Consider the following 24,251-nt stretch of genomic DNA (forward strand, 5'->3'; position numbering starts at 1 on the left):
AGTTTTTAGTCAATTTTAAAACTGCAGGTTGAAGCTGGAATACCAGATTCGTTTTCCAGATTTGCAGTACTATAGGGTGAATAGGCGTATCGTATTTCTTTTATTTTTTTATCCCGAGGCAATTGGATGATTACGCGATTCTTTTGAATCGACATACTTTCTGGTTGCAGGTCAAATCCCTTTTCATCGACCAAGATAAACCCCTGTAAGGGCTGATGATCTTTTGTTTGGAGTGTTTTACAATTTTGAAAATAGACCGTTACCACTTCATTTCTTTTCTGATAGTGGTCAAATGCTGGGTAGTCGGCGTTTATTTTGGATTTATATTCATGTGCTAGTACCAATTTTGCTAAACGCTTTCCGATAATGATCTTATTTTTTGGGTGTACATCTGTTGGGGCTCCAACATCGGAAGATACCGCCATAAAGGTGTTTTCAATTTGCTGATCCATCTGACGCTGGCTATCTCTAAATCGAGGCCATGAAGGACGGTTGATGCTCGAGAGCTGCACGTAATAAAATGGAAGATCCTGATTAAAATTGTGACGCCATGATTTTATTAACGTCTTAAATAATCTTTCGTGGAGTTCAATGTTATGTGCATTGCTTTCTCCCTGATACCATAATACAGCTGTGAATTGTGTTTTTAACCAATGCTTGATACCGGCTTCAAAATTGTAAGCGGGTTCATAGGGGTGTCTTTGATTTTTGACTAATGAAAGCGAAAGGTTTTGATCGGATCGCGTTCGGCAAAAATCTTGTATGAAATCAGACTTTCTCCAATTATGGATGTAAGCGGCCAGTAAATTGTCGTTTTCCAAGGTTGTACGATCTATCCAGGATTCGGTATTCGAACCCGGTACATCCAATTCTATGATGCCAATCGGGATGTTTGTCTTTTCTGCTAATTCATAAGCAAAGGTATAAGCTATCGCTGAAAAATTCACCTTATCTTCTTTGGTTGAGGTACTCCAATTGCCCGTAAAAAAATCTAATTTGTTTATTTTATCCAGTGTCGCTAAATCCCAAGATACAGAATTGGTTTGGACAAGATTGTTGTTTTTGAATAATCGTACTTGAGGTGAGTTTATTTGTATCAAGCTATCTGCCCCAGTTGCATATTTGAGTTCAAATGCCATATTCGATTGTCCCGATGCGAGGTACACATCACCAAACAGTACATCATTCAAGTTTATTTGCTGATTATCTGTTTGTATCTGAATTTCAAATGGCCCTCCAGCAGGCATGGCGGGTAAAAGAATCGACCAGTTTCCATTTTCATCTGCCTGACTTTGATAGGTTTTTTGATTGAACTTTAACTTGACATGTATATTGGAGCTTGCCTTTCCGAAAATAGGATTTTCCCGATTTCGTTGTAAGACCATATGGTCTCCAAAATTAAGTGCTACCGCAAGTGGTTGATTGACTCCCTGTATGGCTTGACTAACTTGATTTGCTATGATGGCAGCACCTTCCGAACTGGGGTGCACATTATCTTCGAATAAATCTATTCGGCTCTTCAGCTGCCCATTGATATCGATTAACTGTACTTGATTATGTTGCGCGATTGTTGGAATCAATAGGCTAATAGCTTGATACCAATCGCGAGTGCCCGATAAGAAGCGGGTATGGCCGCTAAAGATGGGCGTAAGGTTGCAGATATAGATGGCAACTTTTGGATTTACTTTCCTTAAGTTACTGATTAGGGTACTATAGTCTTTTTCAAATTCGTCACCATAATTAGGCCAGTTTCGGGGGTCAGTATCGTTTACCCCTAGTGCTATAATAGCGACGTCTGGTTGAAATGCGAGCGCTTGTTTATATTCTGAAGTTTCAATATAGGGTTTATGTCCTTTACTGAGTAATGTAGCGCCACTAAAACCGAAATTTTGAACATCAAAATCTATCCCTAGCAATTCTTGAAGTTGTTCGGGATAAGTTTTTTCACCATTTTTTAATCCTAACCCTTTTGTAATGGAGTCGCCAATACAAGCGACTTTTTTCTGGGCGGATACCATCATGGTGCTCCATAGCAGTATGGGCAATATGAGTACTAGTTTCTTAATCAAGCGAAGCATTTGATTTGGGTTTTAATACAACAAGTTGAATGACTACTACGACAAGGACAATGACAGCTAGAAGTGCAAAGTCCTTACCTAATTTTCCTTCATCAGCAGAAGCGCCTAACACTTTAGTGATGAATGCTCCTGCCATAACGCCCAGCATGTTCATGATACCATATGCTGTTGCGCGGAATTTACTAGGTACAAACTGACATAAAATAGGCATATTATTGGCGTCGAACATACCAAAGCCAAAACCAAACATTAATCCTGCACCGACAACATGTATGACATGGTGGCCATAGCCGATTAAGAACATAGCAGGAATGGTCAATAATAATCCTATAGCTGAAGTATAGATACGACCTTTAACATTTTTTTGAATCCATCGGTCAGATAATAAACCCCCAAATATAACGCCTAGAAAAGACGAGACGGCAATGGTAACGGTGGAAAGTGGACCAGCCTGTGCCATCGAGATATTTAGGTTGTCTGAGAATAGGGTAGGTAGCCAGTTTTTGGTCGCCCAACCGGGTAAACTCGGAATTGCAAAATAAAAGAGAATGACCCAAAAAGAGATATTGCTCAGCAACATGCCTATGGCTTTAAAACTATTTACTGGTTTTTCAGATTGCTCTGATTTTTCAGTTCTTACTGGTGCTTCGGAAAGAAAAAACAGCAGCACAAAGGCATATAATATGCCCACTAAACCAAAAACTTTAAAGGTGCTATGCCATGAGTATGAACTTGCCAATGTTGCTCCAAAACCGCCTAGAGCTTGCCCCGTATAGAGTCCCGTCATATGTATCCCTATTGCTAACGAACGGGATTTATCGCTGTGAAAGTCAGAAATGAGGGACAGTCCGGCAGGTATATAAATGGCTTCGGAAACACCCATGATTCCCCTTAATATCATGAGTTCTGGATAAGTGGTGGCATAGCCCATCAATGAGGTAACTAATGACCAGATAAAAAGAGAGCCAACGATGAGCCATTTACGATTGAGCCTATCTGCTAAAATGCCAGAAACGGGGCTCATTAATCCGTAAATCCATAAGAATATAGCCATAAGTTGTCCAAAGACGGTTGCAGACTGCAATTCGACAATATCTACTTGCATAGTCGGGCGCATAGTAGACAGAATTTGTCTATCCATGTAATTTAATAATGCGACGACCCAAAGTAGACCGACAACGATCCAAGGGTAGTATTTGTGATTTTTTATCATGATTAGGTTTATCTATTCGTTTAGTTTATTGTTCCCGTCAATATTCCAGCAGATCTGACACCTGCTCTAATTTCCCCCGAAGGAATATAAACGTGTTGGTCATGGTAAACAGCCGTTGTTGTGACTGGAGCACCTACAGCTAAGTTGCTAACCACCTTCCATGTATTGGATTTTTCATTATATTGTAACACCTCTTTTGTAAACCCAGGATGTTTTGATTGTATCGTTGCTTTTTCTTCGATCAGGTTTTCTTTATGTATTGGATTCGCTTCATTGGCGATTTCCAGGATTAGGTGCTCTACTTTGTGGAATGTTGTACCATTATCACCACCGACTAAAAATAAACGGTCCTTATCATCTTTGAAACCCGTTCCTGCGGAAAGGGCTTCAGGTAAATCGGCTATCTGAACAATTTCTTTTGTCTTGAGGTCTATTTTGTAACAAGATTTGTATAATGTACTGATGGCATTCGTTTCTCGGGTACGACCTCCGAATAGGTATAGGTAATTTTCTTTAACCACCGCAACGGTATGCGTTATAGGATAAGGAAGAGTTAGGTATTCTTTCCACTCTTGGTCATATTGATATATTTTATCGGAAACAAGGGTGGTATTTTCACCACCAACTAAATATAGTTTATCCTCGCTAGCCACCAAACTCGCATTACTGAGTGGGATAGGTAGGTCAGACAGTTTTTGGACGTCAAAGTTATGTTGTTCACCGTTCCATTTATAAATATGGAATTGTGATGAAGCACCCGATTCATTTTCTCCCCCTGCAGTATAGATTCCTTCTTTCGTACTACAGTTTGCAGCATATGCAGTTGAAGTGTCAAAAGATAGCGTGTCTGATAGCTTTAGGATCTGATCTTTGATCTGATAAATGTAGGCTGAACGTTGATATTTTTTTATTCCTCCTTCCCAAGGCATCCTTTCTGGAAAATTGGCACCACCAGCAATCAATAGATGATTCTGATGAATTCCTACAAGTGGACCAGCAACCCCAAGTTGGGTTTGACCATTAACCGTTTTTGGCAAAGAATCTGTATTGGACCACATGATTTCTGCGTTCTTGTTAGCTGTGTTGCATTGCATAAATATAAAAGTGCTTAGTAAAAGAGGAATAATTTTCATACCATTAAATTGTAGATTGGAAATCTGGAAAATGTAAGGTTGCTACATCAGCTTTAAAGTTTTCATAATCTTGTGTAGACATATTGCGTACCGGAAGTCTGAATGTTCCGCAGTCGAGTCCAATTAATTTCATATAAGATTTGCCCACTGAGATACCGCCATATTTCCCCAACAATGTAATCATATCGATAGATTTTTGTTGTAAAGCATTGGCAGTTTCAAAATCACCACTTTCATATGCCTTGATCAGGTCAAGGTATAGGGGGGCTGCATAATTGTAGGTACTTCCAACAGCTCCTTTAGCTCCTAAGACAAGTGCAGATAACATATTTTCATCTCTACCCCATAACATATCGTATTTGCGATCAGCAAAATTTAAGCAAGAAAGATAGTCCATGAAATCTTCATGCGTATATTTTATCCCTGCGAAATTGCTGATTTTCCCATCAATTGCTTTTAATAAATCAATCATTTGAAAGTTGCCACCTGTTAATACGGGGATATGGTAGTAGTAGAATGCCGTATTAGGTGCTGCTGCGGCTATCTCTGTACAGCATTTAGCTAATTGGTCAACATTGGCAGGCTTGAAATAGAAGGGTGAGGTAAACGAAATCCCGAATAAACCAATTTCTTCGGCCTTTTGTGCCAATATACAGCATTCCTTGATATTCGTTCCTCCGACAAGTGTTATCACTTTAAAATCTTTGTCCATTGCAGTGATATCTGCCCAAGTTTGCATAATAGCCACTTTTTCGTCAAAAGTTAAGGATACACCCTCACCCGTGGAAACCGCAAATAAATGCTCCAGAAACCTTATTTTTTTTCAATAAGGCGTAATATGCCGGAATTGCAGCAATGTTGATATCGCCATTTGTTAGCATGGGCGTAAATGGTGCGGCAACGAGGCCTTGTAACTTGTAATTGCTCATTCGTGTAATAATTATAGTTTCTTAACGATTTGGTGTTTAGTGTAATAATTTTGCCAGTCTTCCCTTTCCAGATTAATTCGAATATGTAGCCTATTGCCGTTCATTTAGTATAGCACTCAATTGTTCGCGTTAATTGGAATAAACATTTATAATTGTATTGATCAAAACCTAGTCTGTACCTATTTTTTCAAGGCAAAAGAGGCACGTTTATCAGTTAAAAGCATTATGTCATACATTTAGAGTTTAAAATTATTCTTTTATCTGTATTATAGCAAGTAAATGATGAAAAAAAATGTAACATTTGTACAGACCTTAATCAATAACCATCATTATAACAGAAAATTCTATGCTAGAAAATGTAGATACCTCAAGTTTAGTAGATAAAGTAGAGAATCATATTATTAATTTAATTCGCACCCGTAACCTTCAGATAGGAGAGTCTTTGCCTAAAGAAGCAGAATTATCGGAAAGTATTGGTGTATCAAGAACTGTGATTCGGGAGGCACTTTTGCGCTTACGCATGATAGGTCTAATTGAATCTGGAAAAAATAAAGGTGCAGTTTTGACCAATCCAAATCTGCTATCTCCATTAAAAAAGGTTTTCCATCCTGCCATGTTAAATGAAGATACATTAAAAGATATTTTTGAAATGCGTCTTGCATTAGAGGTGGGAATGGCTGAATTGATATTCGACCGTACTACAGATTTAGACATCAAAGAGTTGGAAGAAATAGTGCTCCGTGAGTCTTATGATATGGAGACAACATTATTCCAGATTGAAGAAGAGGTTGCATTTCATGGGAAACTATATAAAATTTCGGGTAATAAAATGCTCATGGATTTTCAAGAGTTGTTATTGCCTATCTTTCAATATGTACATGATAGTGGTCTTTTGAATAAAAATAGGTCACCAAAAGAATTCGTTTCACACCAGCAATTAGTGGCATTATTGAAGGGCGGTGATGTGATGGCCTTTAAAGATGGAATAAGAAAACATCTCGATAACCACTATTATCATTTGCTGAGACACTAGCTATTCTTCCTCATTCTCAATTGGAGTCAAGTTTTTTAGTAAAAGATTGACCTCCTCTTCTGTCGAAGTGAGCTGTGCCCTACAAATTTGAATCAATGCGGATGCTCTTTTTATTTTTTTAGAAAGAGCATCAATATTTGTATTACCTGTTTCAATGTCTTTTACGATTTGTTCCAATTCTGCAAATGCGTCGGTATACGTATAATTACTTTCCATTATTATTTATTTTTTGTGTTATACTGATGACTTCTCCATCCCAAACTTGTGTAGTTATTACATCTTGCTCCTTGAGCTGGTCGATTGACACGAGCAACTCACCATTTATTTTGGTAATCGAATAACCCTTTTTAAGGAGGCGAATAGGATCGGCCAATTGGATAATCTTCTCCAGATGGTCCATTGTGGTATATTTTTGCCTAAAGATGTAAGCTAGATTTGTTTTCATATCCTTTTCAAAAGCAGATAAATCGACTTTAGCTTGTTGAATGGATTGCTGTGTAGACCATTTAATCGCTGAGGCGAAAGCTTTTAATCTTTCATTTTCAGTTTTGAAAATTACGTTTGTATTTTCTAATATCCTACTGGTCAACTGATCCAATGGAATGGCAAAATTATGAAATTTTTGAATTAAAAAATCAGCGAGCTCACTTGGGGTAATTGCATTTTTATAAGCAACCATTTCGCTGACAGTAAGATTTGTGGAATGCCCTATACCTGTTAAAACAGGAAGTGGGAAAATAGCGATAGCTTTTGCTAATAAGTAGTTGTTGTAACTTGATAAGCCAACTTCGCCACCACCGCCTCGAATAATTGCAATAGCATCGTAAGAATCAGAACGTTCTGCAATGATTGATAATTGCTTAATAATGGATGGGACGGATTTATCTCCCTGCAACAGCGCTGGATATAGTGTTTGTTCAATCTTATATCCCCAAGGGTTTTGATTGATAATTTTGTAGAAATCAGATAAACCTTTACTTGTTTCAACTGAAATAATAGCTAGTCGTTTTGGCAATGTTGGAAATGGCAGATTGCGGTTAGTATCAAAAACACCTTCTTCTTTAAGTTTATTGATACTCAATATTTTTTCTTTTTCAAGCTCTCCTAATGTAAATGTGGGATCAATATCAACAATTCGTAGACTTAATCCATACATTGGGTCGTAAGAAATACTTGCTTGAAATAACATGGTGATGCCTTCGCGTAAGGGTTCTTGCGCTATTTTTAGAAAGAGATTGTTGATCCTATTATAATCTGCCTTCCAAAGGATAGAACGTATCTCTGCAACGATTTTTCCATTCGTTTTTTCTACTAGTTCTGGATAGCAGTGGCCGGAATGCGAATAATGATTTAATTTATTCATTTCCGCTTTAATCCAGTACAAGCTCTTATAACGCTCAGCAATAGTTTTTTGAATGCTGCGTGTTACTTCCAGCAATGAAAAAATAGTTCTGTTTTCTAATAGCTCTGGCATATCTCAAACTTAGATAAATTTGTTTTATTTACAATTTTAATTGTGTCATATATAAAACAAATTTATTCGTTCGTGTCTTTCTATTTGGGGCTCATGATGCTAAGCTCTTGTCGAGCCTTCCTCTTCCATCAAGAAATGATTTTTATAGGAAATATAGGATTATTAATTGTGAGAAATTTTAATGTTGCGTTTTTGTGCATGATTGTAAATCTTTTATTTGTACATTTACATATAAACCTTTTTAGATTACAAGATGATAAGTAGCATAAGACTTCTATTTATTGCACTTTTTGCAATAGGTTATCTCCATCCAAATCGCTTACATGCCCAATATAAATCTACTATTATTAACGAAACCGTACTTCTTAATAATGTCGATGCCTTACTTCCTTTAGGCAAGTTAGATCAGTCTAAGATTACTGTTTGTACAGCGGATTCTAGTTTTTTTAGTGCGTTTAATAATCAATTATCACGTTATACTGATGTTAGTTATGCTGATTTTAATCATTTTGATGAACAGATTAAATACAGCAACGTTGTTATTGTGGCAATCAAATCTGAAGCGCTCACAACCACTATTATAGCCCAATTGCAACAAGCAAAAGCTAATAACAAAAATATCATTTTAGCAATTTTTGGAAAGGGGGAGGCTTTGTCCTTGCTCAATAACTTTACTACCCCTATTTTGTGGAATCAAGATAGTTCGGTTAAAACGCAGAAAAATGCAGCAATGTCGATTTTTGGAGGTGTTTCTATAGTCAATAAGCTTAATCGAACATATGCTCCCCATATGACTCAGGGTATGGGGGAGGCGACCGGTCAAATTCGACTTCAATATGTCGACGATTATGATGCCATGCACCTTGCTAAATTATCGAAGAAAATAGACGCAATTGCTGAAGAAGCCATAGCTGAAGAGGCAACACCAGGTGCAGTTGTCATGGTCATTAAGAATGGTCAAGTAATCTTTGAAAAAGGATATGGCTATCATACTTATTCAAAAAAAGAACCAACGACCATTGATAACATTTTTGATTTGGCCTCTATCAGTAAAATAGTTGGTACTACACCTGTTATTATGCGGTTGACAGAGCAAGGGGTCGTTGATTTAAATAAGCCAATCGGCGATTACCTTTGGCAGGCTAAATCAACGAATAAAAAGGATATCCCATTAAAAAGTGTCATGCTTCATGAAGCTGGGTTTACGCCCTATATCCCATTTTATAAAAATTTGAAATCGGGAGATTTACAACGTTTTTATTCTCCTTCTCATGATGTCAAGGTAGCCGATAGTGCTTACCTGGTTCATGATTATTATCAAAAGGTGATGTGGCCAGAGATGCTTAATTCGGAGGTGAAGCCTATTGGGAATTATGTGTATAGTGATATTAGCATGTATGTGATGAAGGAAGTGGCAGAAAATCAGACTGCAATACCAATTCAAGATTATGTGCAAAATAACTTTTATCGACCATTGGGGATGAAGACTGCTGGTTATAATCCAAGGGCACGCTTTGCGAAAGAGGTGATTATACCCACAGAACTGGATACTTCCTTTAGAAAGGTGTTACTACAGGGGTATGTACATGACCAAGGTGCGGCGATGGCTGGTGGTGTAGCTGGCCATGCCGGATTATTTGCAACAGCTAATGACTTGGCAATCTATGGACAACTGTTACTGAATAAAGGTGAATATGGGGGAGAACGGTATTTTAAGGCTGAAACTGTCGAACAATTTACCTCGAAACAATCACTATCAAGCCGACGGGGATTGGGTTTTGACCGTTGGGATGCAAACTTAAAAAATGAATATCCATCAAAATTATCTAACCCTTCGGTATATGGACATACGGGATATACAGGTACTTGTATTTGGATCGATCCACAAAATCAATTGATTTATATCTTTCTGTCAAACCGTGTACACCCTCAAGTTTCTACGAAATTATTGAATCTTAATATCCGGAGCCGCATACAAGATGCTATATACGAGGTAATTGAATAAGAAAAAAATAACATTTATGAAAATTTTTATTTTACAAGTCGCAATGGTCATCTCTAGTATAGGGATGGTTCAAGCACAAGATTATCAGGAGATTCATAAATCGTTGACTGTTGTGGATGGACATAATGATGTGATTATTACTTCCATTCTGAAAGGTAAAGACATTAGCGTTCGTTTGGAAACTAACCATACTGATATTCCTCGTTTGATTGAGGGTGGGGTGGATGTTCAAGTGTTTGCTGTTTGGTCTGATGACAATAAATGGAAAACAGAAGCATTTAAACATGCAAATGATCAGATTGATGCTTTAGAAAAAGTACTGGCTAAAAATCCAGATAAAATCAAATTAGCAAAAAGCAGTGCAGAAATCGATCAAATCACGATGCAAGGTAAAATAGCGGCTGTGATTGGTATCGAAGGAGGCAATATGATTGAAAGTAGTATTGCTAATCTTGAAACGTTATATAATCGTGGAGCTCGTTATTTGACTTTAACATGGAATTATGATCTCCCCTGGGCTACATGTGCCGCAGAAGAATCTAAAACAAAATCTACAGAAGGAAAAGGTTTGACAGATTTAGGAAAAGATATTATTCGGAAAATGAATGCACTGGGTATGATGGTTGATCTTTCTCATGGTGGCGAAAAAACATTTTATGATGTGATAGCAACTTCAACAAAACCAATTTTAGTTTCGCATAGTAATGCCTATCGATTAACACCGCATTATCGAAATTTGAAAGATGACCAATTAGCAGCCTTGAAGAAAAATGGTGGAGTTGTTGGAGTAAACTTTTATTCTGGTTTTTTAGATAAGAACTACGAAAAAAGAATTAAGCAATTGTATAAAAAACAGTTTGGCAAGGATGGTGATTTTACCCTTTCGGCTTCTAGTCAATATCATAAATTATCTGATGAATTTAGACATCAAGCAGATGCTCCATTAAGTGAATTATTGAAGCATATCGATTATTTAGTAAAAAAAGTAGGTGTCGACCATGTTGCTGTCGGTTCAGACTATGATGGTATAGAATCTACTCCTCAAGGATTAGAGGATGTCAGTAAATTGCCATTATTGACAAAATCTTTATTAAAAAGAGGTTATTCTCAAGATGATGTTGCGAAGATTATGGGATTGAACTTCTTAAGGATATTAAAAGAAAATGAAAATTAGGTACATTTATTTTGCTTTACATAGAGGTATAATAAACCAATTTGTATTATAATAATGATATAAAAGGGGAGCAAAAAGCTTCTCTTTTTTGTTTTATGCCTAAAGAATTGCATGGCTATAAATCCACCTAAAGTACCACCAAAAGCACATAAGGTAAGTAACGATTTCTCCGATATTCTATTGACTTTTTTTCTAGCTTTCCGTTTGTCGATATAGAAAATTATTAGGGTAAATAGATTGATGAATAAAAAAGAAATTACGATTATTTGCTTCATGTTTCACAAAGGTAATTAAAAGCTATAGTCTCTTTTAAATTTTTTCTTCTTCCAATTTTGATAGCTCTTCGTAATTTTTATTGAGTTTCTTTAGCAATCGACGATAAACGATTTTATAATAGAATTTGAAAATGGAGATAAATATTAAGGTTATTAAAGTAAATAAAACAGCAAATACAATCGTCATAAAGAAATTGTAGCCCCATTGATTGTTGAGATCTAATTTATCTATTAATAGCTGAATAAAGGACATGAAAAATTCAAAAATCAAAAAGTAAATATTAAATTTTATATAATTTTCAACATGTTTTCTAGACAATAAAATGCTGTTTAACAATATTTTAGTACTGTTCGTATTTGAGATACTCGCATAGGATTTAAAGAAGTGATAGATAAAATAGCCTATTCCAATGTAAAAAATCAACTGCGAAGCATAATCTAGAAACTGAAGAAAGAATAACTCTTCTTTATCTGAGGTTGGGACGATAAAAGACAATATAATACCTAAGCTCAACTCAATTAGACTAATGATAAAAATCCATTTCACGATAGAAGAAGAACTTTTATGAAGCATCGTCTTGATTTCAGGCTGATCGATCCTAATGAAGTTTTGATCTTTTTGCCATTGTTTTTTTAATTGATCTAACTCGTCCATTATAAAGCTCCTCTCTTTTTTAATATTTCTTTCAATTTTGTCTTTGTTCTATTCATTTTAACACGAGCATTCACCTCACTTATTCCTAAAGTTTCAGCGATTTCTGTGTAATCCTTATCTTCCAGATAAAGGTATATGAGTGCTTTTTCAATATCATTCAAATGCTGGATAGCTTCATATAAATATTGAAGTTGATCATCTTTATCCGGGTCGTATTCTTCATATGATATCTTTTCTAATTTTTGATCCCACGCAATAACTGGTAAAGTCCTTTTTTTGTTCCTAAATAATGATATCGCAGTATTTAGCCCAATTCGATATGCCCAGGTACTAAACTTTGCTTCTCCTCTGAATTTTGGATAAGAATGCCAGAGCTGTATGGTTATTTCTTGGAAAAGATCTTGATGGGTAGCCTCTTGATCGGTATATATTTTACAGATCTTATGGATAATATTTTGATTCTTTTCTAAAAGTATGACAAACTCTTGTTCTAAATTCATAACTGATAAGTCGAAAACTCCTCATTCTTGTTACAAAATATTATAAGAATTTTTAATAACCTAAATTTAGACGTATAAAAAGTGGTAAATTCGTACAATGGCAAAAACAAAATCAGCATATTTCTGTCAAAGTTGTGGGTTTGAATCTGCAAAATGGTTGGGACAGTGTCCTTCCTGTAAACAATGGAATTCTCTCGTAGAAGAAATTGTAGAGAAAGCAAGTTCGAAAGTTCCAGAATGGCGAAGTACCACCTTAACCTCATCTCCTAAGCGAGCAAATAAAGCCGCAGTAATCCATGAGATTGTGTATCAAGATGAATCACGTATTTTAACTCCCGATCAGGAATTTAACCGTGTATTAGGTGGGGGGATAGTCCCAGGATCTTTAGTACTGATAGGTGGTGAACCGGGCATTGGTAAATCTACCTTAATGTTACAATTAGCTTTATCGATTCCACAGGTAAAGACTTTATATATTTCTGGAGAAGAAAGTGAGCAGCAGATCAAGATGAGAGCCGAGCGTCTATCACAATCTTCCAATGCGAACTGTTATATATTGACTGAAACTTCAACACAAAATATATTCAAGCAGATTGAAATCGTACAACCCGATGTCATCGTTATCGATTCCATTCAAACGCTACATTCTTCTCAAATAGAATCAGCACCAGGTTCGGTATCGCAGGTAAGAGAGTGTACTGCAGAATTGTTGCGGTTTGCAAAAGAAACGAGTACACCAGTTTTGATTGTAGGGCATATTACAAAAGACGGCTCTATTGCTGGGCCCAAGGTGTTAGAACATATGGTAGATACGGTCCTGCAGTTTGAGGGTGATCGACACCATGTATACCGTATATTGAGAGCAGTGAAAAACCGTTTTGGTTCAGCATCAGAATTGGGTATATATGAGATGCAAGGTACTGGTCTGAGAGAAGTATCCAATCCTTCTGAAATCATGATCTCGCAACGAGATGCACCTGTAAGTGGGGTATCGATTGCAGCCATGTTAGAAGGTGCTCGTCCAATGATGATCGAGGTACAGGCATTGGTTAGTAATTCTGCTTTTGGAAATCCACAGCGGACGTCCACAGGTTTCGATACCAAAAGATTAAGTATGCTACTTGCAGTATTGGAGAAACGATTTGGTTTTCGTCTGAGTGCACAGGATGTTTTCCTAAATATTGCAGGAGGATTGCGCGTTGAAGATCCAGCAATAGATTTGGCTGTCATTGTTGCTATCATATCTTCACAACAAGATATTGCTGTGAAAACGAGTATGACTTTTGCTGGTGAAGTAGGTTTATCTGGAGAGATTCGAGCAGTGAACCGGATAGAGCAACGTATTGCGGAAGCTGAAAAATTGGGTTTTGAGGGTATTTTTATTTCAAAATTTAATACAAAAGGCTTAGATGCTAAAAAATATAATATTGCAATCCGTCCTGTTGCGACGCTTGAAGACGTATTTAGGGCTTTATTTGGATAAAAATAGATGCATATAGTTCATAAAAAAGGAGCCTATCATTGCTCCTTTTTTATTGTTCCTACATATTACTTAAGTACTTCTTTCAATTTATTATTTAAATCTTCCCCATGTAGATTTCGAGCAATGATTTTACCTGTCGGGTCAATCAGTATATTCTGAGGGATAGATTTTACACCGTATAAAGTCCCTACATCATTCTGCCAGCGTTTTAAATCCGAAATATGTCGCCAGTGAAGTTTATCCATATGAATGGCATTAATCCATGATTTACGGTCTTTGTCGAAAGAGATTCCTAAAATCTCGAAGTTCTTATCTTTAAAAAGAGCGTAGGTTTTAACAAGGTTCGGACTTTCTACACGACAATCTGGGCACCATGAAGCCCAAAAATCAAGTAAGAGATATTTTCCTTTAAAATCTGAAAGGTTCACCAGATTACCTGAAGTATCCGGTTGTGAAAATAGAGGAGCTTGTTTTCCAATTGTGACAGCAGATAATGCTTCAAGGTAGGTTTCAAATTCCTTTCCTTCTTCAGAATTTTTCACCTTTTTTCCTAAAGTCTGATATAAACGATGTAATTCAGCATATTCTGGTGTATAACCACCTACTCTCCTCAAGTCGATCAAGGAAGAAATGGAATCGGGATTAGCTTTGACACGAGCTATATAGTCTTCTTTTGTCAAGCTTTTGGTTTGAGCAATAGCGAGTAAAGGGAGACATAAAATAAGGTATACAATTATCTTTTTCATTCTTTAGTGTATGTTTTAACAAAACTATTTAAAATCTACCGAATTAGTCGAGTACTATTGTGTTTTTTTTTATTTTTTTACATTTCTTTAAGATAAAAGCGCTGGAATATAGGATTATCCTATATGGTTGAGCGGGAGTTCTTGACCTATAAGACGTATCCTTTTATTTAGCGATAACGTGGCACTAATTTTATCCCAAAAGAAGATGAAAAAAGAATGATTTTTTCATGCATACAGCTATAAGGTAAAGTTGGAATCCAATCACAAGAAGTTGATTTCCTTAATAATATGCTGCATTTTTTTTCAACAAACGATATAACAAACGTGTGCATTGGTATATTTGTTATAAAACATTTAAAAACTTGCAATAAATGGTGGATAAGCTACAATATTTTATAAATTTGTAGTTCACCCTATCAATATTATACTCTAATAATGGCTAGATTAAATTTATTGGAAGAAACACGCTTTGAAAAAGTTCCTGTAAGTGTGTATCCTGACCCAAGCACAGCTTCCAAAGTTGTAGCGGATCGTATTGCGAATATTATTCGTGCAAAGCAAGAAAACGGCGAAAAAGCAGTTTTAGGACTTGCTACTGGTGCGACACCTATTAAAGTTTACGCTGAATTGATTCGTTTACATAAAGAAGAAGGCTTAAGTTTTAAAAATGTCGTTACATTTAACTTGGATGAATATTATCCTATGCAACCAGACGCTGCACAAAGTTATGTGACTTTCATGAATAAAAATTTGTTTGATCATGTTGATATTGAAAGAACAAATGTTAATATTCCTGATGGCACATTGGCGGTAGACATGATCAATGCAGCATGTGAAGCATATGAGCAAAAGATAACTGATTTAGGTGGTTTAGATATTCAGCTCTTAGGAATTGGTCGTACAGGTCATATTGGTTTTAATGAGCCCGGTTTCAGCACCTAACTCGGGAACACGTATCGTGACGTTGGATGATTTAACTCGTCGTGATGCATCTCGTGATTTTGGTGGTAAAGAAAATGTACCTCGCAAAGCAATCACAATGGGTGTAGGTACAATCTTCAAAGCTAAAGATATTATTTTGATGGCTTGGAGTAGTAATAAGGCCGAAATCATAAAGAAAGCTGTTGAAGGAGAGATCTCATCAGAGATTCCTGCAACTTATTTGCAGTTATCTGATCATGTTGAGTTTATATTGGATACAGAGTCTGCATCATTATTGACAAGATTTGATTTACCATGGTTAGCTGAGGATGTTGACTGGACGCCACTTTTGATTAAAAAAGCGGTTGTATGGTTGTCTTTAGAGGTTAAAAAACCGATTCTTAAATTAACAGAAGAAGATTATAATAGTCATGGTATGGCAAAGTTGGTGACTCAAAGTGGTCCCGCTTATAATATCAATATTCGGATTTTCAATGAACTGCAACATACTATTACGGGTTGGCCAGGAGGTAAACCTAATGTTGACGATTCACAAAGACCTGAACGCGCTAACCCAGCAAAGAAAACATCGATTGTTTTCTCACCACATCCAGATGATGATGTTATCTCTATGGGGGGTACTTTTATTCGTCTAGCGGATCAAGGGCATGATGTTCACGTTGCTTATCAAACTTGTGGTAACACAGCAGTTTGGGATGATGATGTGGTTCGTTATTTGGAATTTGCAGAGGATTTTGCCAAAGAAATGGGCATTGATTCTTCAAAAATTTCAACATTATATCAAGAAAGCCGTGAAATTTTCGATTCTAAAAAGCCAAATCAAATCGATACGGATATCGTGCGTAAGATTAAAGCTTTGATTCGTAAGGGAGAAGCTATTGCTGGAGCTCGTTTCGTAGGATTGCCAGATACTAACATCCATTTCCAAGATTTGCCTTTCTATGATAGACAAAAATTTGCAAAGGATGTTTCTTTTGAAGATGATATTCAACAAACGATGGAGTTATTACGTCAGGTAAAACCACATCAAGTGTTTGCTGCAGGTGATTTTGCAGATCCACACGGTACGCATAAAGTATGTTTTAATATTCTATTCGAGGCATTGAAACGTTTAAAAGCAACTGATGAGTGGACAAAAGATTGTTGGTTATGGTTATACCGTGGTGCTTGGCATGAATACCCTATTCACGAAATTGAAATGGCAGTTCCATTGTCTCCACAAGAAGTCTACCGTAAACGTCTTGCGATTTTTAAACATCAGTCACAAAAAGATCTTCCTGTTTTCCCTGGAGATGATCCACGTGAATTCTGGGTACGTGCTGAAGACCGTACAAGTGAAACAGCAGAATTGTACGATCAATTGGGATTAGCAAATTACGAAGCGATAGAAGCATTCGTAAGATGGGAATTCTAAATATGATGAAATAACTAAAGAATAGGCTCTCCATTTAGGAGGGCCTTTTTTATACCCTCTTAAGACGATATTTTCACCCGAACTTAAGTCGATTTGTGGTGATTTGTCTAGACTTCAGATAAGGCTAAGTACGATTGGCGTCCATATACTTACGAATGCTAGCCAGTACTAAAAGGTGATCTTATCTTGGAGTCATCCAGCTTAAATGGCGCATCGCTTACGTATTGTTGCTCACTTGTATCTAAGCGACCTCATAGATTAGCCAATAAGTAAGAGTCGACGACTGGTCCATGATACCTTAAATGATACAAAGAAATTCTAAATAATAGGGAGATAAGTAGGCTATCCAATTGAATCGCATAGAATTAGGTAGAAATCCGAAATACTTCTTAAAAGCAGTCGTAAAATGAGTCGCATGTTTGTAGCCTATTTTATTCGCAATTGCAGCAATCTTAAGCTCACTTGTGATTAACAACTCTTTGGCGTGCTGCATCTTGTTTTTCAAAATATAATTATGGATTGTAGTTCCATAGAGTTGTTTGAAGTGCTTTTTTAGATATTGCTCATTGGTGCCAATAATTCTTGCCAATTCTGGAATCGTATATGAATTGGAGACATCACTATCTATCAATTGTCTGGCATCTTCAGCCTTCTTCATTTCTACCTTTTTCAGGTTGAAAATATTTTCTGCTTGATGAGTAGAAATATGGGTAAGTTGCTTGAAAAATATTTCTAGGACTTTAGATTTTTGTTGAATATTTCTTAGATAATCAGGCATACTATTATGCAATAGCTCCAGTGTCAATGGATAAATTGAGTCGTCTTGTATGGAATGGCGCTTATAGGCTTCAATTAGTTTTAGGAACTTTCGATCTTCAATACACAATCTATCGATAAAGCTACTGCTGTATATAATAACGATGCATCTGCTATCAATCTGTGGAGAATGAACAATTAGACTACGGTCTTTCGAAACGTGAATCACTATACTTTCCCGTTCTTGAATTGCAAGTGCATTGGAGTTTGATGTCGAATATAGGCATGTTTGCCGAACAGCTATAAGGCTAACATATACTTCTTCATTAAATTTCATTTCAAATCCAGAAAAGGCATTCAATTCTCCAAACTGTATATGGTCTGATATTTTAATTAGCTTGTAATTATGGTCTAATGCTAAATTAATCATCTCGATTAAAGTATTCTATTGATTTTTCGGATGGCGTTATTAGATTTTCCAATAACGTCTTTTTCGTATTTAGAAGAGTTCTATATTTGCGGCACAGTATTTATTTAGACTCGTTCTAAACGGATGCTCGAAGTTAAGAATTAATCTCAATTAATGAAAAGATTTTACACAACCTTTGTATTTTTTATAATAGCGTGGTCTGCTTTTGCCCAAACGGGGACTATTAAAGGAATTGTTCATTTGCTTGATGGAACACCTGTTTCACATGTAACACTAGTAATCGAAAACACCAATCTGGTTGGGGTATCTTCTGACAAAGGAGCTTATGAATTAAAGAATGTGCCTTATGGACAGCAAACAATATTGGTTTCTTCTGTTGAGATTCAGAATAAGAAACTCAAAATTAATGTGAATAAAAAAGTACATGAATTACATATTCATATCGATACCAAAGGAGATATTTCTTTAGATGAGGTGCGTATAGAAAAAAAATCAGTAAAAAAAGAGATAGAGACGAGTGGATTTGCAGTAGCTGTTATTGAGACAAAAGAAGCCTCTTTAAGAAATCTTACAACCAATGAGTTATTGGACAGAGCTGTCGGCGTGCGTGTTCGCCAAAATGGAGGAGAAGGATCGCCGATTGAATATAACTTAAACGGTATGTCTGGTAGCACAATAGGATTGTTTTTGGATGGTATTGAGATATCTACTTATGGTTCTTCGTTTAACCTGAATAATATCCCACCAGCCATGATTGAACGAATTGAGGTCTATAAAGGTGTATTGCCAGCGCATTTGACAGGTAATTATATTGGCGGCGCTATCGATGTCATCATGAAGAAGGATGCTTCAGCCAATAATATCACTGCAGCGGTTTCTTATGGCTCATTTAACACCTATAGAGCAGATGTTGGAGGTTTATATAGAAATCAGAAAAGCGGCTTTACAGCGAGATTGTCAGGTTTTTACACCCATTCAGATAATAATTATGAGATGTGGGGTAAGTTTTCCAAATACACTAAACCAGGAGGGCGCATAATTCGTAATTACCGAGTCGAGCGTGCTAATGATAAGTTTGAGTCATTAGGTGGCCGTTTTGAGTTTGGTTTTACAGATGTAAAATGGGCAGATCAATTTTTTATAGGCTATAATGTATCCGATTCACACAAAGAAGTCCCGCACGGTATCACGATGACAAAGCCCTATTTTGGACGCTTTAATGATTATCAAGCCCATGTATTTAGCTTGAACTACAACAAAAAGAATTTATTTATTGATGGACTTTCTCTTAACGTGAATGCCGTTCACAGTAAACGAAACACGTATTTACAAGATACGGTAAGTTTAAAATATAACTGGGATGGTAGTTTGTTGGTGAAAAATTCGGAAGGCCCTCCAGAATATTATGGGTATGAACCTGGAAAGGGACAACAGGGCGATGCTGTTATTACAGATATCGATAGAACTATTTCTAATGTTCGGTCTAATTTAGCTTACACCGTTTTTTCAGGTCATCGAATTTCATTGAACCATAAGTTTGAGAAAACAGGAAGGGAAGATAAAGATTTGTTAAATCCAGCACGAAATCGTTGGATTACAAATAGCAATACAACCACCAATATCTGGGGTTTGAATTATGAATCCGAGCTCTTAGATGGCAAATTAAAAACCAACCTGTTTGGTAAGTATGCATTTTATCAGACGGAACAACGTAAACCAACAGCTGAGACTGATGGCGTGATGATTTATGAACAACAAAAAGTAAAAAGAAACAATAAGGGATTTGGTGCGACAGTATCGTATCAAGCTGTAGAAAAAGGATTCCTTATTGTCTCGGCAGAGAAGTCTTTCATCATGCCCACAGATCGACATATGTATGGCGAACCGGAAAATAATTTGTTAGCCAACCCGGATATTTTACCCGAACGTGCCATTAATTATAATCTGGGAGCTCGATATGGTGCAATGGAAATGGGTAAGCATAGACTTTCTTTTTATGGAAATATATTTTGGAGGAATGGATACGATAAGATTATTCAGCAAACACGTATAGATGAGGTTATTGATGGAAGAGAAGAGCAAGTAGAAGATATACAGGTAACACAATTTGTTAATCTATCTAAAACGCAGTCTATCGGCTATGAAGCAGAGGTTAACTATGTGTTTGATGATAAGATCAATGCGATGGTGAATTTTTCAAAATTCAACTCCTTGTTTAAAGTGAAGTCCGATGAAATGGGAAATCCACATAGTCTTTATGACAAACAAATTCCCAATGAACCCTTTTTCACCGTAAATGGCAATGTGCAGTATCGCCTAAATAATATCATCCAAAAAAAATCTGTTGTCAATTTATATTACAATGTCGGTTATGTAGCACCATTTAGTACCATTTGGATCGAATCGGAATGGTTTACTACGCCAACACAATTTGCACATGATCTAGGAACAAGTTATCGTTTTCCGAGCGGGAAATTGGTAGCTAGTTTAGATTGTAAGAATATTTTGAACGCTGAACTATACGATAATTTTGGCGTGCAAAAACCAGGAAGAGCATTTTATATTAAATTAAACTATACGATTAATAAATTTTAAATACGATCATTCACATGAAAACGAAATTCTTTAAGACAGCAGTGCTCGGTACTGCAATCGCTATTGGTGCATTGACTTCTTGTAAAAAAAGTGAAGGCGTTGATGCTGAACAGCAAGAGTCTGGTGCAGATTTAGGAGAGCGTAAATATATTACATTAACGGGTGCATTTCCTGATGCTGAAGGGACTGCGGGTAATGGCGGTACAATGGCTTTTGCAATCACACCAGAGCAAGCATTAGACGCTCAATTTGAAGTCAATGTATTTGCTCAAGGTTATGGATTAAGATCTCAGCGTACAGCACGTGTTCAAGGCTCTGTCAATGGGAATTACTTGTACAATATTCAGTACACGGGTAATGATGGCGGTATCTTTAATAAATATAAAGTAGAGGGTGGTAAAAGCTTTGTGGATACACGTGAAGAAGTCAACACTGAACCTATTTTAGGTACAGCACCGCGCTGGGTTGTTGCGGCAGAAGGTATTGGTGTCGGTGTCTATGCATCAGCTAAGGTTTCGGGCACAGATGAAGGAGCAGGGGCAGACTTTGTGAATGTGAGCAGTACAGCGAAAATAGCCGTATTGAATTTAAATGACCCCCAAATTACGCGTCAAACAGAATTTGTGATCCCATTTAGTGCAGAACAAACGAAAGCTGGTTATCAAATTGGACGTATCGATGTGCCCATTTTGAATGCTGCAAAAACGAAGTTGTTTATTGGTTGTAATTTAACCAGAACAGATGTAACAAAAAAATCTACTGTAAATTCTTCTGGGAACCAAGTATGGAGTACAACAGCAAATGAGTTGGGGACAGCAACTTTAGTCGTAGATTATCCTTCCTTAAACAATCCAACTTTGATTTATTCGTCCAATAGTAATGCGACTAATCATTCGTACCGTACAATGACTCAATATTTAGGGTCCGATGGCAATATTTATCAAGCAACAGCCACTTCAGGTTCTCAAATTTTAAGAATCAACGGTTCAACAGGAGCATATGATCAGGCTTATAACTTTGATTTAAAAGCGGCTTTAGGAACAAGTAATAATGTTGCTATTCGCGCATGGAGATATGTGAAAGATAATCTCGGTTTAGTATTGTATACGGAGACAGGCGTAGATGGTGGTTATTTAGCCCTTGTTGATTTAACGGCTAATACAGCAGTAAAATTGGCGACTGAAAATCAATCTAATATAGGGTTTTCCGGTAGATCGGCAGATAAAGCTACAGGGGTTGCGGCTATAACAGGTACTTTCGGTCAATTCCAAAATGTTGGTATTATTGGAGATCTTGCTTATGTCCCTTTGACGCCAAATGGTCTTGATGGTAATTTATATGTGATTAATATAAAAACCAGACAGGTAACAAAAGGAGCTAAATTGAAAAACCAATCAGGTAGTTTCTATTTAGGAGCTTACTAAGATAAATTGTAATTTTGTTATGAATTAGGAAGGGTATTTTACCTTTCCTAATTTTTTATTTTAACCCATAATCGAATCTGTGAGCTATGAAAGCTGCAAAAAATCAAACATCCAATTGGCAGAAAATCAGGAAATTATTTAATGATCTACATTTGTGGTTTGGACTTATTAGCGGTATTGTCGTGTTTGTCGTTTGTATAACAGGAACTATCTATGTTTATAATACCGAAATCCGTGAGGCTGCAGCACCAAAATATTATCACGTAAATTCAGAAGATAAGGGAAGAATAGCTCCAGACTCTTTATTACATATTGCACAGCAAGGCATTCAAGGGAAAATAGTTGGTATGAAAATACCTTTTGATCAGGAACGTACTGTGGCATTCCTTTACAGTAAACCTAAAAAAGAGGGGGAAGGGAAGTCCGATAAAGAACGTGCTGAGAAAAAAGAAACAGCTACTGCTATCGGAAAGAAAACAGATCGTGGTGTTATAGCCGTTGAAGGAGGAAATAAATCATCAGAACCTAAAAAAGAAGAACCAAAAAAACAGGGTGGGCGTAAGCCTAGAGCTAATCAAATGATGGTAAACCCTTATACAGCAGAAATCATTGGAGATGCTAACGATATTAAGAACGGTACGAATGACTTTATGCAGGTCATGTTTGGACTGCACCGTTGGTTACTGCTGAATGAAATCGAGGAACCGATTTTTGAAGGCATTGAAAATAGAAAATTAGGAAGTTGGATAACAGGTACAGCAACCTTATTATTTTTATTGGGAGTCATCAGTGGCATGGTCATTTGGTTTCCTAATAAATTAAGAGGATGGAAAAACGGCCTATCCGTAAAATGGTCTGGAAACTGGAAGCGAATCAATCATGATATCCATAATACACTTGGTTTTTATAGTTGTATTATCTTGTTTTTGATGAGTGTAACCGGACCATTTTGGTCTTTTGATTGGTATCGTACAGGTTGGCAAAAAACTTGGGGGACTTATGAGAACCCTACAAGTATAAAAGAAGAAAAAGCTAAGTTGAATTCTATCTACCCGATAACAGGGGGAAAGGCCATGACGATTGACGAGACGCTAGTTGCAATCAATAAAGTGCTCCCTTATGATGGCGATGTCACGATCAACTTTCCTAAAGATAGTTCAGAAACAATCTCGGTGTTGAAGAATAGAGTAGGCTTTTTTGCTCCATCTGCAGGAGATAAGCTCACATTGGATCAGTATTCAGGACAAATCTTGGAAAAGGAAATATTTCGAGAGAAAACATTTTCACAGAGAGCCTCTGCGTCCATAAAAGCATTGCATATTGGGGATATCTATGGACCATTTTCAAAGCTTCTCTATTTTATTTCCTGTTTAATAGCCACTTCACTGCCAATAACAGGTGTGCTTATCTGGATCAATAAGATGAAAAAGAAGCCTAGTAGAAAGTAATCCGATTACACACTGCTAGAATAAAAACAAACAATAAAGGCTCCCAATCTATAATTGGGAGCCTTTATTGTTGATGTAAAATCTATATTTAATCGGTCTTCCCTGGAAATAATCTCCCGATAATCATCTCCAATACCGCTACTACAATAGCAAACAGTGCTGCTGTCCAAAAACCTGAAACATCGAATTTAGAACCGAGTAAGGAGTCTGTTAGTAAGATCATTAACACGGTTATGATAAATGAAACCAAACCGAGTGTTAACCAATTTAGGGGAAAGGTGAATAGTCTTAAAATTGAACCAACTGTTGCATTAACAAATCCAATAACAAGACCTGTTATAATCGCCCAAAAAAAGCTGGCAACATGTACTCCTGGAGATATGTAAGCGGCTACCGCGATAACTATACCTGTAATAAGTAGGCTAATAATGAATTTCATAATATGTATAATTTTAGTTAACTCTTGATTTTTTTATATCAAATGCGATGCCAAAATATCGATAAGTGTTGGTCATAAATATTGATTTTTAGTGCCTTAAACTTT

General features: G+C 36.6%; 19 protein-coding genes and 1 pseudogene. 8 read left to right on the forward strand and 12 right to left on the reverse strand.

Annotated features, from left to right (window positions below):
• Positions 1-5: 5 nt before the first annotated feature.
• Genes ACFX5U_RS22480 through ACFX5U_RS22495 form a run of 4 tightly spaced genes read right to left on the reverse strand, consistent with a single transcriptional unit; the run spans position 6 to position 5,163 of the window.
• The gene (locus tag ACFX5U_RS22480) at positions 6-2,078 is read right to left on the reverse strand and encodes a GDSL-type esterase/lipase family protein (protein ID WP_400262180.1); all 2,073 of its coding nucleotides are present in this window, start codon (positions 2,076-2,078) and stop codon (positions 6-8) included.
• On the reverse strand, positions 2,062-3,291 hold the full coding sequence (locus tag ACFX5U_RS22485) for an MFS transporter (protein WP_235212319.1): 1,230 nt from the start codon (positions 3,289-3,291) through the stop codon (positions 2,062-2,064). The genes ACFX5U_RS22480 and ACFX5U_RS22485 overlap by 17 nt, the downstream gene beginning before the upstream one ends.
• 20 nt (positions 3,292-3,311) lie before the next feature.
• Positions 3,312-4,424: a kelch repeat-containing protein gene (locus ACFX5U_RS22490; RefSeq protein WP_400262181.1), complete on the reverse strand. Its 1,113-nt coding sequence runs from the start codon at positions 4,422-4,424 to the stop codon at positions 3,312-3,314.
• 4 nt (positions 4,425-4,428) lie between these two features.
• Positions 4,429-5,163 carry a dihydrodipicolinate synthase family protein gene (locus tag ACFX5U_RS22495; protein ID WP_400262182.1) on the reverse strand — a complete coding sequence of 245 codons (735 nt, stop codon included), beginning with the start codon at positions 5,161-5,163 and terminating at the stop codon, positions 4,429-4,431.
• A 536-nt stretch (positions 5,164-5,699) separates the two neighbouring features.
• Between ACFX5U_RS22495 and ACFX5U_RS22500 the strand changes: the two genes are divergently transcribed.
• A complete protein-coding gene (locus ACFX5U_RS22500; protein ID WP_038695119.1) occupies positions 5,700-6,386 on the forward strand; it encodes a FadR/GntR family transcriptional regulator in 687 nt (228 codons plus the stop codon).
• Here ACFX5U_RS22500 and xseB read toward each other — a convergent pair whose 3' ends face one another.
• Both xseB and xseA read right to left on the reverse strand, forming a co-directional pair.
• Positions 6,387-6,602 carry an exodeoxyribonuclease VII small subunit gene (gene xseB, locus ACFX5U_RS22505; RefSeq protein ID WP_038695121.1) on the reverse strand — a complete coding sequence of 72 codons (216 nt, stop codon included), beginning with the start codon at positions 6,600-6,602 and terminating at the stop codon, positions 6,387-6,389.
• Positions 6,592-7,860, reverse strand: coding sequence for an exodeoxyribonuclease VII large subunit (gene xseA / locus ACFX5U_RS22510; protein WP_400262183.1), 1,269 nt, complete (start codon positions 7,858-7,860; stop codon positions 6,592-6,594). The genes xseB and xseA overlap by 11 nt, the downstream gene beginning before the upstream one ends.
• 253 nt (positions 7,861-8,113) lie before the next feature.
• Here xseA and ACFX5U_RS22515 point away from each other — a divergent pair, with 253 nt between their 5' ends.
• Together ACFX5U_RS22515 and ACFX5U_RS22520 are read left to right on the forward strand one after the other, a co-directional pair.
• Positions 8,114-9,865, forward strand: coding sequence for a serine hydrolase domain-containing protein (locus tag ACFX5U_RS22515; RefSeq protein ID WP_400262184.1), 1,752 nt, complete (start codon positions 8,114-8,116; stop codon positions 9,863-9,865).
• 16 nt (positions 9,866-9,881) lie between these two features.
• On the forward strand, positions 9,882-11,039 hold the full coding sequence (locus tag ACFX5U_RS22520; RefSeq protein ID WP_400262185.1) for a dipeptidase: 1,158 nt from the start codon (positions 9,882-9,884) through the stop codon (positions 11,037-11,039).
• Here ACFX5U_RS22520 and ACFX5U_RS22525 read toward each other — a convergent pair.
• Genes ACFX5U_RS22525 through ACFX5U_RS22535 form a run of 3 tightly spaced genes read right to left on the reverse strand, consistent with a single transcriptional unit; the run spans position 11,036 to position 12,469 of the window.
• On the reverse strand, positions 11,036-11,314 hold the full coding sequence (locus ACFX5U_RS22525) for a DUF1294 domain-containing protein (protein ID WP_400262186.1): 279 nt from the start codon (positions 11,312-11,314) through the stop codon (positions 11,036-11,038). The genes ACFX5U_RS22520 and ACFX5U_RS22525 overlap by 4 nt on opposite strands.
• A 34-nt stretch (positions 11,315-11,348) precedes the next feature.
• Positions 11,349-11,969, reverse strand: coding sequence for a hypothetical protein (locus tag ACFX5U_RS22530; protein ID WP_400262187.1), 621 nt, complete (start codon positions 11,967-11,969; stop codon positions 11,349-11,351).
• Complete coding sequence (locus ACFX5U_RS22535; RefSeq protein WP_400262188.1) at positions 11,969-12,469, reverse strand: RNA polymerase sigma factor; 501 nt, start codon at positions 12,467-12,469, stop codon at positions 11,969-11,971. The genes ACFX5U_RS22530 and ACFX5U_RS22535 overlap by 1 nt, the downstream gene beginning before the upstream one ends.
• 97 nt (positions 12,470-12,566) lie before the next feature.
• On the opposite strand from ACFX5U_RS22535, the gene radA reads away from it, so the two are divergent.
• Positions 12,567-13,952, forward strand: a complete 1,386-nt coding sequence (gene radA / locus ACFX5U_RS22540) for a DNA repair protein RadA (RefSeq protein ID WP_280571349.1) — start codon at positions 12,567-12,569, stop codon at positions 13,950-13,952.
• Between the two features lie 65 nt (positions 13,953-14,017).
• Here radA and ACFX5U_RS22545 read toward each other — a convergent pair whose 3' ends face one another.
• Positions 14,018-14,698, reverse strand: a complete 681-nt coding sequence (locus tag ACFX5U_RS22545) for a peroxiredoxin (RefSeq protein ID WP_038695130.1) — start codon at positions 14,696-14,698, stop codon at positions 14,018-14,020.
• Positions 14,699-15,133: 435 nt separating this feature from the next.
• Between ACFX5U_RS22545 and nagB the strand changes: the two are divergent.
• A pseudogene (gene nagB / locus ACFX5U_RS22550) lies at positions 15,134-17,054 on the forward strand (glucosamine-6-phosphate deaminase).
• Positions 17,055-17,352: 298 nt separating this feature from the next.
• Here the strand turns inward: nagB and ACFX5U_RS22555 are convergent.
• Positions 17,353-18,240, reverse strand: coding sequence for a helix-turn-helix transcriptional regulator (locus ACFX5U_RS22555; RefSeq protein ID WP_400262189.1), 888 nt, complete (start codon positions 18,238-18,240; stop codon positions 17,353-17,355).
• 153 nt (positions 18,241-18,393) lie between these two features.
• On the opposite strand from ACFX5U_RS22555, the gene ACFX5U_RS22560 reads away from it, so the two are divergent.
• The 3 genes from ACFX5U_RS22560 (at position 18,394) to ACFX5U_RS22570 (ending at position 23,707) form a co-directional block, all read left to right on the forward strand.
• Positions 18,394-20,835, forward strand: coding sequence for a TonB-dependent receptor (locus ACFX5U_RS22560; RefSeq protein ID WP_400262190.1), 2,442 nt, complete (start codon positions 18,394-18,396; stop codon positions 20,833-20,835).
• Positions 20,836-20,849: 14 nt separating this feature from the next.
• Positions 20,850-22,259, forward strand: coding sequence for a hypothetical protein (locus ACFX5U_RS22565; RefSeq protein ID WP_400262191.1), 1,410 nt, complete (start codon positions 20,850-20,852; stop codon positions 22,257-22,259).
• Between the two features lie 86 nt (positions 22,260-22,345).
• Positions 22,346-23,707, forward strand: coding sequence for a PepSY-associated TM helix domain-containing protein (locus tag ACFX5U_RS22570; RefSeq protein WP_400262192.1), 1,362 nt, complete (start codon positions 22,346-22,348; stop codon positions 23,705-23,707).
• 88 nt (positions 23,708-23,795) lie between these two features.
• On the opposite strand, the gene ACFX5U_RS22575 is transcribed toward ACFX5U_RS22570, so the two are convergent.
• Positions 23,796-24,146 (reverse strand): phage holin family protein, encoded by a 351-nt coding sequence (locus tag ACFX5U_RS22575; RefSeq protein WP_038695135.1) that lies wholly within the window; start codon positions 24,144-24,146, stop codon positions 23,796-23,798.
• Positions 24,147-24,251 lie beyond the last annotated feature (105 nt).

The sequence above is a fragment of the Sphingobacterium sp. SG20118 genome (assembly GCF_044740685.1).
Lineage (GTDB): Bacteria > Bacteroidota > Bacteroidia > Sphingobacteriales > Sphingobacteriaceae > Sphingobacterium.

Excerpts from the sequence above, each read along its gene's own strand:
- ACFX5U_RS22480 (WP_400262180.1), bottom strand. The coding sequence starts at position 2,078 with ATGCTTCGCTTGATTAAGAAACTAGTACTCATATTGCCCATACTGCTA.
- ACFX5U_RS22485 (WP_235212319.1), bottom strand. The coding sequence starts at position 3,291 with ATGATAAAAAATCACAAATACTACCCTTGGATCGTTGTCGGTCTACTT.
- ACFX5U_RS22490 (WP_400262181.1), bottom strand. The coding sequence starts at position 4,424 with ATGAAAATTATTCCTCTTTTACTAAGCACTTTTATATTTATGCAATGC.
- ACFX5U_RS22495 (WP_400262182.1), bottom strand. The coding sequence starts at position 5,163 with ATGCAAACTTGGGCAGATATCACTGCAATGGACAAAGATTTTAAAGTG.
- ACFX5U_RS22500 (WP_038695119.1), top strand. The coding sequence starts at position 5,700 with ATGCTAGAAAATGTAGATACCTCAAGTTTAGTAGATAAAGTAGAGAAT.
- xseB (WP_038695121.1), bottom strand. The coding sequence starts at position 6,602 with ATGGAAAGTAATTATACGTATACCGACGCATTTGCAGAATTGGAACAA.
- xseA (WP_400262183.1), bottom strand. The coding sequence starts at position 7,860 with ATGCCAGAGCTATTAGAAAACAGAACTATTTTTTCATTGCTGGAAGTA.
- ACFX5U_RS22515 (WP_400262184.1), top strand. The coding sequence starts at position 8,114 with ATGATAAGTAGCATAAGACTTCTATTTATTGCACTTTTTGCAATAGGT.
- ACFX5U_RS22520 (WP_400262185.1), top strand. The coding sequence starts at position 9,882 with ATGAAAATTTTTATTTTACAAGTCGCAATGGTCATCTCTAGTATAGGG.
- ACFX5U_RS22525 (WP_400262186.1), bottom strand. The coding sequence starts at position 11,314 with ATGAAGCAAATAATCGTAATTTCTTTTTTATTCATCAATCTATTTACC.
- ACFX5U_RS22530 (WP_400262187.1), bottom strand. The coding sequence starts at position 11,969 with ATGGACGAGTTAGATCAATTAAAAAAACAATGGCAAAAAGATCAAAAC.
- ACFX5U_RS22535 (WP_400262188.1), bottom strand. The coding sequence starts at position 12,469 with ATGAATTTAGAACAAGAGTTTGTCATACTTTTAGAAAAGAATCAAAAT.
- radA (WP_280571349.1), top strand. The coding sequence starts at position 12,567 with ATGGCAAAAACAAAATCAGCATATTTCTGTCAAAGTTGTGGGTTTGAA.
- ACFX5U_RS22545 (WP_038695130.1), bottom strand. The coding sequence starts at position 14,698 with ATGAAAAAGATAATTGTATACCTTATTTTATGTCTCCCTTTACTCGCT.
- ACFX5U_RS22555 (WP_400262189.1), bottom strand. The coding sequence starts at position 18,240 with ATGATTAATTTAGCATTAGACCATAATTACAAGCTAATTAAAATATCA.
- ACFX5U_RS22560 (WP_400262190.1), top strand. The coding sequence starts at position 18,394 with ATGAAAAGATTTTACACAACCTTTGTATTTTTTATAATAGCGTGGTCT.
- ACFX5U_RS22565 (WP_400262191.1), top strand. The coding sequence starts at position 20,850 with ATGAAAACGAAATTCTTTAAGACAGCAGTGCTCGGTACTGCAATCGCT.
- ACFX5U_RS22570 (WP_400262192.1), top strand. The coding sequence starts at position 22,346 with ATGAAAGCTGCAAAAAATCAAACATCCAATTGGCAGAAAATCAGGAAA.
- ACFX5U_RS22575 (WP_038695135.1), bottom strand. The coding sequence starts at position 24,146 with ATGAAATTCATTATTAGCCTACTTATTACAGGTATAGTTATCGCGGTA.